Source organism: Ruegeria sp. SAZA006 (assembly GCF_059613465.1).
In genome coordinates this window covers 133,889-148,019 of record NZ_JBXWSO010000004.1, presented here as the reverse complement: position 1 = coordinate 148,019, position 14,131 = coordinate 133,889, and the positions used below count along the sequence as shown (strand labels likewise).

General features: G+C 65.7%; 9 protein-coding genes. 3 read left to right on the top strand and 6 right to left on the bottom strand.

What is annotated here, in order from left to right; genetic code table 11:
- Positions 1 to 70: 70 nt before the first annotated feature.
- Positions 71 to 3,232, top strand: a complete 3,162-nt coding sequence (locus AC2FNZ_RS03370) for a valine--tRNA ligase (RefSeq protein ID WP_496839534.1) — start codon at positions 71 to 73, stop codon at positions 3,230 to 3,232.
- Between the two features lie 125 nt (positions 3,233 to 3,357).
- Complete coding sequence (locus AC2FNZ_RS03365) at positions 3,358 to 4,524, top strand: benzoate/H(+) symporter BenE family transporter (RefSeq protein ID WP_496832522.1); 1,167 nt, start codon at positions 3,358 to 3,360, stop codon at positions 4,522 to 4,524.
- 27 nt (positions 4,525 to 4,551) lie between these two features.
- On the opposite strand, the gene AC2FNZ_RS03360 is transcribed toward AC2FNZ_RS03365, so the two are convergent.
- Positions 4,552 to 5,334: a crotonase/enoyl-CoA hydratase family protein gene (locus AC2FNZ_RS03360; RefSeq protein ID WP_496839533.1), complete on the bottom strand. Its 783-nt coding sequence runs from the start codon at positions 5,332 to 5,334 to the stop codon at positions 4,552 to 4,554.
- A 144-nt stretch (positions 5,335 to 5,478) separates the two neighbouring features.
- Here AC2FNZ_RS03360 and AC2FNZ_RS03355 point away from each other — a divergent pair, with 144 nt between their 5' ends.
- A complete protein-coding gene (locus AC2FNZ_RS03355) occupies positions 5,479 to 6,588 on the top strand; it encodes a pyridoxal phosphate-dependent aminotransferase (protein WP_496839532.1) in 1,110 nt (369 codons plus the stop codon).
- Here the strand turns inward: AC2FNZ_RS03355 and AC2FNZ_RS03350 are convergent.
- From AC2FNZ_RS03350 to ptsP, 5 genes are all read right to left on the bottom strand, one after another.
- Complete coding sequence (locus AC2FNZ_RS03350) at positions 6,585 to 7,775, bottom strand: pyridoxal-phosphate-dependent aminotransferase family protein (RefSeq protein WP_496839531.1); 1,191 nt, start codon at positions 7,773 to 7,775, stop codon at positions 6,585 to 6,587. The two genes, AC2FNZ_RS03355 and AC2FNZ_RS03350, sit on opposite strands and share 4 nt — an antisense overlap.
- Positions 7,776 to 7,827: 52 nt before the next feature.
- Complete coding sequence (locus AC2FNZ_RS03345) at positions 7,828 to 8,463, bottom strand: bifunctional 4-hydroxy-2-oxoglutarate aldolase/2-dehydro-3-deoxy-phosphogluconate aldolase (RefSeq protein ID WP_496839530.1); 636 nt, start codon at positions 8,461 to 8,463, stop codon at positions 7,828 to 7,830.
- A 4-nt stretch (positions 8,464 to 8,467) separates the two neighbouring features.
- Positions 8,468 to 10,273, bottom strand: a complete 1,806-nt coding sequence (gene edd / locus AC2FNZ_RS03340) for a phosphogluconate dehydratase (RefSeq protein WP_496839529.1) — start codon at positions 10,271 to 10,273, stop codon at positions 8,468 to 8,470.
- Between the two features lies 1 nt (position 10,274).
- Positions 10,275 to 11,720: a glucose-6-phosphate dehydrogenase gene (gene zwf, locus AC2FNZ_RS03335; protein ID WP_496839528.1), complete on the bottom strand. Its 1,446-nt coding sequence runs from the start codon at positions 11,718 to 11,720 to the stop codon at positions 10,275 to 10,277.
- Between the two features lie 146 nt (positions 11,721 to 11,866).
- Positions 11,867 to 14,110 carry a phosphoenolpyruvate--protein phosphotransferase gene (gene ptsP, locus AC2FNZ_RS03330; RefSeq protein WP_093962727.1) on the bottom strand — a complete coding sequence of 748 codons (2,244 nt, stop codon included), beginning with the start codon at positions 14,108 to 14,110 and terminating at the stop codon, positions 11,867 to 11,869.
- Between the last annotated feature and the right edge of the window lie 21 nt (positions 14,111 to 14,131).

The window sequence follows — 14,131 nt, the reverse complement described above, 5'->3', positions numbered from 1 at the left end:
CCCTTTCCCTTCCCGCCGCCATTCGCTATTGCAGGCGCTGACCCAAGATCGATGACGCAGGACGCACCCGATGGCGATGGACAAGACATTCAACGCGGCCGAGGCCGAGGCCCGGATCTCCAAGGCCTGGGAAGAGGCCGGAGCCTTCAAGGCAGGCGCGAACAAGTCGCGCGACGAAAGCTTTTGCATCATGATCCCGCCGCCGAACGTGACCGGCGCGCTGCATGTGGGCCATGCGTTCAACAACACCCTGCAGGACATTCTGACCCGCTGGCACCGGATGCGCGGGTTCGACACGTTGTGGCAGCCCGGACAGGACCATGCCGGCATCGCCACCCAGATGCAGGTCGAAAAGATGCTCGCCGCCACGCAACAACCCAGCCGGAACGAACTGGGCCGTGAGAGGTTTCTCGAGAAGGTCTGGGAGTGGAAGGGCGAATACGGCGGCACCATCATCGAGCAGCTGAAACGCCTCGGCTCTTCGTGCGACTGGTCGCGCAACGCCTTCACCATGGCCGGTGCGGCCGGTGACCCGCGCACGGGCCACGAAAACAGCCCCAACTTCCATGACGCGGTCATCAAGGTCTTTGTCGACATGTACGACAAGGGCCTGATCTACCGCGGCAAGCGGCTGGTCAACTGGGACCCGCATTTCGAGACCGCGATCTCGGACCTCGAGGTCGAGAATATCGAGGTCGCCGGCCATATGTGGCACTTCAAGTACCCGCTGGCCGGGGGCGAGACCTATACCTACGTCGAAAAGGACGAGGACGGAAACGTCATCCTCGAGGAAGAGCGCGACTACATCTCGATCGCCACGACCCGACCCGAGACCATGCTGGGCGACGGCGCGGTTGCGGTGCACCCGTCAGACGAACGCTATGCGCCCATCGTCGGCAAGCTGTGCGAAATCCCGGTGGGCCCGAAAGAGCATCGCCGCCAGATCCCGATCATCACCGACGAATACCCCGACCCGAATTTCGGCTCGGGCGCGGTGAAGATCACCGGCGCGCATGATTTCAACGACTATCAGGTGGCCAAGCGCGGCAAGATCCCGATGTACCGCCTGATGGACACGCGCGGCCACATGCGGGCCGACGGCGCGCCCTACGCGGACGAAGCCGCCAAGGCCCAGGAATATGCCCGCGGGCGCGAATTCACCGAGAACGAGATCGACGCGATCAACCTGGTGCCCGACCACCTGCGCGGCCTGGACCGATTCGAGGCGCGCGCCAAGGTGGTCGAAGAGATCACCGCCGAAGGCCTGGCCGTGATGACCCGCGCGGATGACCCGCGCCTGGGATCGACCGCGCTGAAACCCGATGCCGAGGGCGCCGACGCGCTGGTGCCGCTGGTCGAGAGCAAACCGATCATGCAGCCCTTCGGCGACCGCTCGAAGGTAGTGATCGAACCGATGCTGACCGACCAGTGGTTCGTCGAGACGTCAAAGATCGTGGGTCCCGCGCTGGACGCGGTGCGCGATGGCCGGGTCAAGATCATCCCGGAATCGGGTGAAAAGACCTATTACCACTGGCTGGAAAACATCGAGCCCTGGTGCATCAGCCGCCAGCTGTGGTGGGGCCATCAGATTCCGGTCTGGTACGGGCTGGACCTGTCCGCCGAGGATTTCAAGGATGACGAAAACGACGGCGAGCTGGACCTGGTCGAACTGGGCCGGCTGCTGAACGAAGGCGGCATGCTGCACCGGGGCGCGGTCATGGAGTGCGCCGCCAGCTTCGAGGACGTCACCGGGAAGTTCCTGGATGACAATGCCGACATTCCCAGCCCGCTCAGCCACGCCACGGTGATCGAGGTGGCCGACAAGCACGAGGCGATCCACCGGTTCGCCGAAAGCCTGGCACAATACGCCATCGACCGCGACCCGACCAAGCTGGTCTATCCAGTCTGGCGTGACCCGGATGTGCTGGACACCTGGTTCTCGTCCGGCCTGTGGCCCATCGGCACGCTGGGCTGGCCCGAACAGACCGAGGAGTTGCAGCGCTACTTCCCCACCGATGTCCTGATCACCGGGTTCGACATCCTGTTCTTCTGGGTCGCGCGGATGATGATGATGCAGCTGGCCGTGGTGAACGAAATCCCGTTCCACACCGTCTATCTGCACCAGCTCGTCCGCGACGAAAAGGGCAAGAAGATGTCCAAGACCACCGGCAACGTCATCGACCCGCTGGAAATCGTGGACGAGTTCGGCGCCGACGCGCTGCGCTTCACCAACGCCTCGATGGCGGCCATCGGCGGCGTGCTGAAACTGTCGCGCGAGCGGATCACCGGTTATCGCAACTTTGGCACCAAGCTGTGGAACGCCGTCCGCTTTGCCGAGATGAACGAGGTCTTCACCGACGCCGTCCCGCAACTGGATGTGGCCGACCTGCAGCCCAAGGCCGCAGTAAACCGCTGGATCATCGGCGAAACCGCCCGCGTGCGGGAAGAGGTCGACGCGGCGCTAGAGAGCAATCGCTTCAATGACGCTGCCAATGCGCTTTATGCCTTCGTCTGGGGCAAGGTCTGTGACTGGTACGTGGAACTGTCCAAACCGCTGCTGCAGGGCGACGATGCCGAGGCCCAGGCCGAGACCCGCGCCACCATGCGCTGGGTTCTGGACCAGTGCCTGATCCTGCTGCACCCGATCATGCCCTTCATCACCGAAGAGCTGTGGGGCCTGACCGGCGCGCGGCCCAAGATGCTGGTGCATGCCGACTGGCCAACCTATGCCGCCGCCGATCTGGTCGATGCCGACGCGGATCGCGAGATGAACTGGGTGATCTCGGTGATCGAGAACACCCGCTCGGCCCGCGCCCAGATGCGCGTTCCGGCGGGCCTGTACGTGCCGATGCTGGTGACCGAGATCGACGCCCACGGCCAGGCCGCCTGGGACCGGAACGAGGCGCTGATCAAACGGCTGGCCCGGATCGACAGCCTGACCAAGGCCGACACGTTGCCCAAGGGCACGATCTCGATCGCGGCGCCCGGCGCGTCCTTTGGCCTGCCGCTGGCCGACATCATCGACATCGGCGCCGAAAAGGAACGGCTGGAAAAAGCCAAGGGCAAACTGGCCAAGGAACTGGGCGGTCTGCGCGGGCGTCTCAACAACCCCAAATTCGTGGCCTCGGCCCCCGAAGAGGTGGTGGAAGAGGCCAAGGCCAACTTGGCCGCCCGCGAAGAGGAAGAGGCCCGCATCAACGAGGCGCTGGCCCGACTGGCCGAGATCGCTTGATCCGTCAGCCCTCCGCAGCTTGACGAAACCCCGCCGCGCACGCCCGGTGGGGTTTTTTGCACCCGGCCCTGTTCACCGGGCCAAACGGTTGCTAGCAATCTCGGGACCAATCCACCGAGGCCCCCATGTCCAGACCCTTTCCACCGATGCAGACCGTTTCAACCGGGCTGGTCGTGGCCGTAGTCGGCTTTTTCAGCTCGTTTCCGATTGTCCTGCAGGGGCTGGACGCCATGGGCGCCTCGGGGCCGCAGGCGGCATCGGGGCTGATGATGGCCGCCCTTGCCATGGGGCTGGCGGCGATCGTGCTGAGCCTGTGGTACCGCCAACCGATCAGCGTGGCCTGGTCCACGCCCGGCGCGGCGCTGCTGGCGGTTTCGGCCGCGCCGGCTGCGGGATTCTCGGGTGCCATCGGCGCGTTCCTGTTTGCGGGTGCGCTGACCGTGCTGGCCGGTATGTGGCGCCCGCTGGGGCGGTTGGCGGCGGCGATTCCCACCACGCTGGCACAGGCGATGCTGGGCGGAGTGCTGCTGCCGCTGTGCATCATCCCGTTTCAGGCCGCGGTCGAGATCCCCTGGCAGGCCCTGCCGGTGATCCTGACCTGGTTCATCGCCGGACGTGTACACAGACTGCTGGCCGTCCCCGCCGCCGTGCTGGCCGCCGCGCTGGTCGTCGTTCTGTTCTCTGACGGCCCGTCGGTCCGCCCCGACCACCTGCTGGCCGCGCCGGTCTGGACCACTCCCACCTTTTCGGTGCCGTCGATGATCGGCATCGGGGTGCCGCTGTTCGTGGTCACGATGGCCACTCAGAACATCCCTGGCATCGCGGTCATGCGCAGCTTTGGCTATGCCCCGATCGCAGGACGGCTGTTCTCGGCCGTGGGCGGGGCCAGCATCCTGTCGGCCCCCTTCGGCGCGCCGGCGACCTGCCTCGCGGCCATCACCGCCGCCATGTGCTCGAACGAGGACAGCCACCCCGACCGGGATCAGCGCTATTGGTCTGCGGTCATGGCCGGGGTGTTCTATTGCCTGTTCGGGGTGTTCGCCGTGGCCATCACCGGGTTTGCCGCCCATGCCGATCCGATGCTGATGGGCACGTTGACCGGTGTGGCGCTGATCGGGGTCATGGCCAATGCCACCTTCGCCGCTCTCGAGGTTCCGGCCGAGCGCGAAGCCGCGATCCTGACCTTTGCCATCACCGCCTCGGGCATTACCGTGTTCGGCCTGGGCGCGGCGGTCTGGGGCCTGCTGGCCGGCGGCATCGCCTATGGGGTGACGACGCGCCTGCGGGGCTGAGATCGATCTGGCCGCTGCCCGCGAGGTTTACTTGAACTCGGGCTTGCGGCCCTGCATCTGGGCCATCACCACTTCCATCTGGTCGGGTTTGCCGATCAGCTCGACCTGTTCGGCGGACTCTGCCAACAGAACCTCGGCGCGCGACTTGGATTCGGCCACCTCAATCAGACGTTTCGCGGCGCGGATGGCCGAGGGGCTCTTACCCGCAATATCCTCGGCCAGTGCGATGGCTTCGGTCAGCGGATCATCCGACAGGCTAGTGACCAACCCCCAGTCGGCGGCCTGGGCGGCACCGATGGGCCGCGCGGTATAGGTCAGCATGCGCAGCACGTCGGACCGCACCAGTTTCGGCAACAGGACCATGCCGCCCATATCTGGGATGATGCCCCATTTCATCTCCATCACGGCCAGCTTGGCGTCGGGATGGGCAATGCGGATATCGGCGCCCAGCGCGATTTGCAGACCACCGCCATAGGCCACGCCCTGAATGGCGCAGATCACCGGCACCTGCACGCGGCGCCAGATCAGCGCCAGTTCCTGCATCTCGTTGGCGTCGTCATGGCTGCGGGTCATTAGCCACTCGGTCGGGTCCTTGTGCGCCATGGCCGCGAAACTGGCCATGTCGAGCCCCGCGCAGAAGCTTTTGCCCTCGCCCGACAGCACCACGGCACGGGCGTCCGAGGCGGCGACCTCTTGCCCCGCCGCCAGGATCGCCTTGATCATCGCGTCGTCCAGCGCGTTCATCTTGTCGCCGCGGGTCAGGGTGACATGGGCGATGTGGTTCCTGTATTCGACTGATACGCGCGCCATCTGGGCCTCCGGGTTTGATGTTCCGGGCAAACCATGCCCCGAAACCCGCAGCCGACGCCAGCCCGACGTGAGGGCAGATCGGCGCGGACGGCCCGGCCCCATGCAAGGCTTGCCCCGGCTATGCCCTTGGGATTATCTGCGCCCATGACCGGACCCAGATACACCCCGCTTACCCAATCCCTGCCCGCAACCGTGCCCTTCGTCGGCCCCGAGACGCAGGAGCGCCAGCGCGGCGCGCCCTTCGTGGCCCGGCTGGGCGCAAACGAGAGCGTGTTCGGCCCCTCGCCCCGCGCGATCGAGGCGATGCGGCAGGCCGCTGACGGCATCTGGATGTATGGCGACCCCGAGAACCACGATCTGCGCCATGCGCTGGCCGATCATCACGGGATCAGCCCCGACAACATCGTGGTCGGCGAAGGCATCGACGGGCTGTTGGGCTACCTGGTGCGCCTGATGGTCGGTCCGGGCGATGCGGTCGTGACTTCGGACGGGGCCTATCCCACCTTCAACTACCACGTCGCGGGCTATGGCGGGGCGATCCACAAGGTGCCTTATACCAACGATCACGAGGACCCGGCCGCCCTGTTCGCCAAGGCGGCCGAGCTCGGCGCCAAGCTGGTCTATCTGGCCAATCCGGACAACCCGATGGGCAGCTGGCATCGCGGCGCGGATATCGTCGCGGCGCTGGACGCCCTGCCGGACGGCTGCCTGCTGGTTTTGGACGAGGCCTATGTGGAATGTGCACCCGACGGCACCGCTGCGCCGGTCGCGGCGGATGATCCGCGCGTTATCCGGATGCGCACCTTTTCCAAGGTTTACGGTATGGCCGGCGCGCGGGTCGGCTATGCGATCGGAGCGCCAGGGTTGATCTCGGCCTTCAACAAGGTGCGCAACCATTTCGGCATGAACCGCATGGCGCAAGCCGGGGCGCTGGCCGCCCTGCACGATCAGGACTGGCTGGCGCAGGTAAAGGCGCGCATCGTCTCGGCCCGCGACCGGATCGGCGCGATCGCGCGTGACAACGGACTGACCCCGCTGCCCTCGGCCACCAATTTCGTGGCGATCGACTGCGGGCGCGACGGAGCATTTGCCAAGGCGGTGCTGGATGCGCTGGTGGCGCAGGGGATCTTCGTGCGGATGCCCTTTGCGGCCCCGCAGAACCGCTGCATCCGCGTCAGTTGCGGCACCGAAGCCCACTTGAACGCCTTTGCCGCCGCCCTGCCGCAGGCGCTGGCGGCAGCACTCAGCGCTTAACCTGCCAGAACCGCCGCCGCAGCCTCAAGCGCGCCGGACCCGCGCGGGATCTCCAACGCGGCCATGGCGGTTTCGATGCCGCCCAGCAGGCCCATGACCATGTGCCCGTTCAAATGGCCCATGTGGCCCAGCCGGAAACACGACTCCTCGTCCGCCATGCCCAGCCCGATACCCAGTGTCAGGCCCAGATGCCGCTCGGTATAGCTGCGCAGGGGCGTGCCGCGACCCTCGGTCAGGCGCAGGGCGGTGACGGCATGGCTGCGATGCGCGCGATCGCCAACGTTCAGGTGCAGCGCCCCGCCCTCGGCCCACTTCTCGCAGGCGGCCCAGACGGCCCGGGCCAGCCGCGCATGGCGGGTCCAGACATGCTCAATCCCCTCAGCATGGATCAAGTCCAGGGCGGCGCGCAGACCATACAGGTGGTGCGTCGGCGCGGTGCCGCCGAAATACTGATAGAACCAGTCGGGCTCTGATCGCGGCAGCCAGTCCCAATAGGCCGAAACCCGCGGCATCGCGGCCCGTTTGGCCTTGGCCCGGTCGTTGAAGAACACGAAGGACATGCCCGCCGGGGTCATCAGCCCCTTCTGGCAGGCGGTGACCATGACATCGACGCCCCAGTCATCCATCTCGAACCGGTCGCAGCCCAGCGAGGCGATGCAATCCGCCATCAGCAATGCCGGGTGGTTCAGATCGTCCAGCAGCGCCCGCAGCGCCGGAATGTCGTTACGGATCGAGCTGGACGTGTCCACATGCACCGCAAGAACCGCCTTGATCCGGTGATCGGCATCAGCCCGCAGGGCCTGCGCGATCCGATCCATGTCCCACGGGTCGGACGGGCCGAAATCGATCAGCTCGACCTTCACGCCCAGACGCTCGGCCATTTCCGCCCAGCCATGGGTGAACCGCCCCGAAGCCGGAGCCAGCACGGTTTCCCCCGGCACCAGAACGTTGGACAGCGCCGCCTCCCACGCGCCGTGGCCGTTGGCGATATAAATCGCCACCTCGTGCCGGGTACGGGCCACGCGGCGCAGGTCGGCCGTCAGGTCGGGCATCATCTCGACCAGTTCACCGGCATAGATATTGGGCGACGGGCGGTGCATGGCCTGCAGCACCGCGTCCGGAATCACGGAAGGGCCCGGAATGGCCAGATAATTTCGCCCTTGGGCGAGGGACATATTGTCTGTCATGTGGATCAACCTGCCTGTAATGGCGCCCACCCTAGCGCCCGGCCCGGCAAGGTCAATCCATCAGGGCGGCGGCCTCACGCGCGAGGGTTTCGATCCCCGCCCAGTTACCCTTTGTAACCATCTGTTTCGGCGCAACCCAGCTGCCGCCCGCGCAGATCACGTTAGGCAGGGACAGGTAGTCGCGCGCGTTGGCGGGCGACACACCGCCAGTCGGGCAGAAGGTGATCTGCGGCAGCGGCGCGCCGATCGCCTTGAGCGCAGGCGCCCCGCCCGAGGCTTCGGCCGGGAAGAATTTCAGCATGTCATAGCCCTGCTCAAGCAGGCGCATCGCCTCGGTCGCAGTGGCCGCGCCGGGCAGCAGCGGCAGGCCCTCGGCCTCGCAGGCGGCGATCAGGGCGTCGGTGGCACCGGGCGATACCCCGAATTGCGCGCCCGCCTCTTTTGCGGCGCGGACATCGTCGGGCGTGACCAGCGTGCCGGCCCCCACGACCCCGCCGGGCACCTGCGCCATGGCGCGGATCGCGTCCAGCGCCGCGGGCGTGCGCAAGGTGACCTCGAGCGCGGGCAGACCACCGGCCACCAGTGCCTCGGCCAGCGGGCGGGCATGGGTGGCGTCATCGACGACCAGAACCGGGACGATAGGCGCCAATTCGCAGATCTCGCGGGTGCGTTGGGTTTTTGCGGACATAGGCTCAGGCTCCGAAAATGCTGGCACCGGCATCGGCCGAGCCGACGGCGTTGCGGAACGTGGTAAACAGGTCGCGGCCGACCCCGTATTGATGCGCCGAAAGATCGGCGGTGGTGGCGGGGCGGTCCAGCACGCCGGGGGTCAGGATTTCAAGCTGACCCCGCACCGCATCGACGCGCAGCAGGTCGCCATTGCGTAGCTTGGCGATCGGGCCGCCATCCAGCGCCTCGGGGCAGACATGGATCGCCGCGGGCACTTTGCCCGAGGCCCCCGACATGCGGCCATCGGTCACCAACGCCACCTTCTGCCCGCGCCCCTGAAGGATCGACAGCAGCGGCGTCAGCGAGTGCAGTTCAGGCATGCCATTGGCCTTGGGCCCCTGAAAACGGACCACGACGATGACATCGTCGGTGAACTCGCCCGCCTTGAACGCGGCCTTGACCTCGTCCTGGTCGTGGAAGACGCGCACCGGAGCCTCGACCACCTGGTGTTCGGGCGCCACGGCCGAGACCTTCATTACTCCTGTACCCAGGTTGCCGCTCAGCCGCGACAGGCCTCCGGTGGGCTGGAACGGGTCACTGGCCGGGCGCAGGATCTTTTCGTTCAGACTGTGGCCGGCGCCGTCCTCCCAGACCAGCGCGCCATCGATCAGCTTGGGCTCCTGCGTATAGTGGTGCAGCCCCTGCCCCGCCACGGTCAGCGTGTCGGGATGCAGCAGGCCTTCATCCAGCAGCGTGCCGATGGTATACCCCAGACCGCCCGCGGCGTGGAAATGGTTCACGTCGGCCAAACCGTTAGGATAGACCCGCGCGACCAGGGGCACGACGCCCGAGATGTCCGAGAAATCCTGCCAGTCCAGCACGATACCCCCGGCACGGGCCATGGCGATCAGGTGGATCAGCAGGTTGGTCGACCCGCCCGTGGCCATCAGCCCCACGATACCGTTCACGAAGGCCCGTTCGTCGAGGATCTGGCACACTGGCGAGTAATTGTTGCCCAGCGCGCTGAGCGACAGGGCACGGCGGGCGCCTTCCTCGGTCAACGCATCGCGCAGCGGCGTGTTGGGGTTGACGAAGCTGGAGCCCGGCAGGTGCAGACCCATGAACTCCATCAACATCTGGTTGGTGTTGGCGGTGCCGTAGAAGGTGCAGGTGCCCGGCCCGTGATAGGCGGCCATTTCGGCGGCCATCAGTTCTTCGCGCGTGGCTTCGCCGGCGGCGAATTTCTGGCGCACCTTGGCCTTTTCGTCATTGGGCAGGCCGCTGGTCATCGGGCCGGCGGGCAGGAACACCGCCGGCAGGTGGCCAAAGCTCTGCGCTGCGATCACCAGCCCCGGCACGATCTTGTCGCAGACCCCCAGGAACACCGCCGCGTCAAATGTATTGTGGCTGAGCGCCACCGCCGCCGCGAGCGCGATCACGTCGCGCGAGAACAGCGACAGTTCCATCCCGGCCTCACCTTGCGTGACCCCGTCGCACATGGCCGGCACCCCGCCCGCCACCTGCGCGGTGCCGCCCGCGGCACGGGCCGCGCGCCGGATCAGTTCGGGATAGCGCTCGAACGGTTGATGCGCCGACAGCATGTCGTTATAGGCGGTGACGATGCCCAGATTGCCCACGCTGGTGGTGGCCAGCGTCTGCTGATCGGCCCCTGCCCCGGCATAGGCGTGGGCCTGGCCGCTGCAGGACAGATGCGCGCGTGCCGGCCCTTCGGACCGAGCCTGCTCCATCCGCTGCAGATAGGTGTGGCGGGAATCGGCGCTGCGCTCAATTATTCTATGGGTAACATCGGTGATGACGTTGTGAACCATCTCAACCTCCGATCTGGCGCCAGCGGCGCCCGTCGCGATGCATCAGCATCAATGCGTCTTCCGGGCCGGAACTGCCCTGATCATAGCGCGAGGGACGGTCGCCGCGCTCTTCCCAGCCCTTGATGATGGGATCGACCCAGGCCCAGGCGGCCTCGACCTCGTCGCCGCGCATGAACAGGGTCTGGTCCCCGCGGATCACGTCCATCACCAGCCGCTCATAGGCGTCCTGCGCGCGCACATCGGCACCCAGTGCCTCGGCAAAGCTCATGTCCAGCGCCACGTCCGTCAGGCGGAAGCCGCCCGGGCCGGGATCCTTGATCGTGGTGCGCAGGGTGATGCCTTCGTCGGGCTGCAGGCGGATCACCAGCACGTTGCCGTGCAGCGGGCCGACATTGGGAAAGATCGTGTGCGGCGGGTCGCGGAAAAACACCGCGATTTCGGATTCCCGGGCGCGTAGACGCTTGCCCGTGCGGAGATAGAACGGAACCCCCGACCAGCGCCAGTTGCCCACGCGCACCTTCAGCGCGATGTAGCTTTCGGTCAGGCTGTCGGGGTTGCCCACATGATCGAGATAGCCGTCGCCGCCCTTGTCCGCCCGGTACTGGCCGCGGGCGATGTCGGTCGGGGCGACAGGTTCCAGTGCCTCGATCACCTTGACCTTTTCACTGCGCACCGCGTTGGGCGAGAAGGTCGAAGGCGGCTCCATCGCGGTCAGGCACAAAAGCTGCACCAGGTGGTTCTGCACCATGTCCCGCATCGCGCCGGACTGGTCGTAATAGGCGCCGCGCCCTTCGACCCCGACGGTTTCGGCCACGGTGATCTGGACATGATCCACATGGGTCGCGTTCCATAGCGGTTCGAACAGCGAGTTGGCGAAGCGCAGCGCCATCAGGTTCTGCACCGTCTCCTTGCCCAGGTAATGGTCGATCCGATAGATCTGATGCTCTTCGAAACAGGCGCGCAGACCTTCGTTCAGCCCCTTGGCCGAGGCCAGATCATGGCCGAAGGGTTTCTCGACCACGATGCGGCTGTCGGGGGTGGCAAGCCCGTGATCATGCAAGCGCTGCGCGATGCCGGGAAACAGTTTCGGACCAACCGACAAGTAAAAGGCGCGCACCACGTCAGGGCGCAGCGATTTGGCCAGCTTGTCCCAGCCGTTTTCGCCCAACGCATCCACAGGCACGTATTCGACCCGGGCCAGAAACCGATCCAGCACGTCCTTTTTGAAGGACGGCGCGAATTCCTTCATCGACTTGCGCACCTGTGCGCGGAACCCGTCATCGTCCATATCCGACCGCGCGGTCCCGATGATGCGCGCATCTTCGGGCATCTGCCCCACTTCAAAGCGATGGTAGAGGCCCGGCAGGATCTTGCGCTGGGCCAGATCTCCGGTCGCGCCGAACAGGACCAGATCGAACGGATCTACCGGGATTACGCGTGAAACCATGGCTGGCTCCCTTCTTCGGACAATCCGGCGCGGTCTGCAGCCAGACACCCTGTTACCGCTAACATTCGTGGCTTGGATAGAAAGACCAAGCCCAAAAAGCAAGCCCGGATTTCGGAATCGGGCCTTTTTTCGCGGTCACCCGGGCGTCAGCCGTTGTCGCGCAGATACTCCATGATCGCCGGACGCACCGATTGTTCGCCCCGATGGCGGGCGTCGGCGATGATCTTGCGGACATCCTGCAGGTTTGACCGCAACAGCAGGCTTTTGACCGGGCCGATTGAGGCCGGGCGCATCGACAAGGTGCGGATGCCCATCGCCGCCAGGCACAGCGCCTCGATCGGGCGGCCGGCATCCTCGCCGCAGAAACTCAGCGGCGTGTCGGAAATTCCGCACCGTTCGACGATGCGCTCGATCAGGCTGAGGAAGCTGACATTCAAGGTGTCATAGCGGCGGCGCACCAGCTCGTTCTCTCGGTCGGCGGCGAAGAAGAACTGTTTCAGGTCGTTGCCGCCGATCGAGATGAAATCGACCTCGTCAAAGAACTTCTGGGGGGCGAAGGCCAATGATGGTGTTTCCAGCATCGCCCCAACTTCCAGCGTTTCCGGCAGGACATGACCCAAGCGCTTTTCGCGCTCCAGTGTCTTGTTCACTTCCCAACGGGCCTCGCGGTATTCGTCGGCCTGGGCGACAAACGGGAACATGACCGTCAGAGGACGGCCATCCGCCGCGCGCAACAGGGCCTGAAGCTGCATCCGCATCACGCCGCGCTTGTCCAGGCCCACACGAATGGCGCGCCAGCCCAGCGCCGGGTTGGGCTCGGCGACATGCTTCATGTAGGGCAGCACCTTGTCCGACCCGATATCCAGCGTTCGGAATACCACGCGCTTGCCATCGGCCGAATCCAGAACGCGTTTGTACTGCGCCACCAACTCGGACCGTTTCGGCATCTGGTTGCGGATCAGGAACTGCAATTCGGTGCGGAACAGTCCCACGCCCTCGGCCCCCGACGTTTTGAGCGACGGCAAGTCGGCCATCAGGCCGGCATTCATCACCAGATTGATCCGCTCGCCATCCTTGGTCACGGTCGGGGTTTCACGGATCGAGGCATAGCGTTTCTGCGCCTCGGCCTGCATGGCCATCTTGTCGCGGAAGGCGCTGACCACCGTATCTTCAGGGCGCAGATGCACAACGCCCTCGTCGCCGTCAACCAGGATGTGGTCGCCGTTCAAGGCCTCGGTCGTGATCCGGCCCACATGCACCACCAGCGGGATGGCCAGAGCGCGGGCGACGATGGTGGCATGACTGCCGACCGAGCCCTCCTCGAGCACGACACCTTTCAGCGAACGGCCATACTCCAGCAGGTCACCCGGGCCGATATTGCGCGCCACAAGGATCGGATCGGGCGGCAGCTCTTTACCGTTCGACCCGCCCTGCCCGGTCAGGATGCGCAGCAGACGGTTGGACAGATCGTCCAGATCCGCCAGACGCTCGCGCAAATAGGGATCCGTAACCTGGCTCATTCGGGCGCGGGCCTGCGACTGTTCCTTTTCCACCGCCGCTTCGGCGCTGAGACCGCGGGCGATGTCCTCTTCCATCCGGCGCATCCAGCCCTTGGAATTGGCGAACATCCGGTAGGCTTCCAGAACCTGCAGCTGTTCGGTGTCACCGCCCCGCGAGATTTCAAGCATCTTGTCGACGCCCACGCGCAGCTCTTCGACCGCCTCGTTCAGCCGCTCCAGCTCGCGATGTGGATCGTCGGCGATCGGGTTGGTGACGACGACGCGCGGCTCGTGCAGCCAGACATGCCCTTCGGCCGAGCCCTCCTGTGCCGGGCCACCGCGCAGCAAAATGGATTGCTGATGCAGCGGTGAAAGGGCGGCACCTTCGCCCACAAACGCACCCAATTCGGCCATTTCCGCAAGAACCATTGCCACGACTTCAAGCGCATAGACCTCATCCGCGGAAAACTCGCGTTGAGCGCGGGACTGGACCACAAGAACCCCAAGCTTCTGCCCCAGCCGCTGAATGGGCACACCCAAGAACGACGAAAACCGCTCCTCGCCCGTTTCCGGCATGTACCGGAAACCTTTCTCGGAGGGCGCATCGGCGGCGTTGACGACCTTGCCGAACTTGGCCACCCGGCCAACAAGACCTTCGCCCAGACGCATCCGGGTCTGGTGAACGGCCTCGGGAGCAAGACCTTCGGTGGCACACAGCTCCAGGGTTTCGTCGTCGCGGAACAGGTAGATCGAACATACCTCGCACCGCATGCTGTCGGCGATCAGATGCGTGATCCGGTCAAGACGCTCCTGACCGGCCGCCTCGCTTGCCATCTCCTCGCGCAGCCGCCCCAGCAGCTTGCGGGATTCTGTTTCCATTCCGTCTGCCATCGCCCGATCTACTCTGCGGTG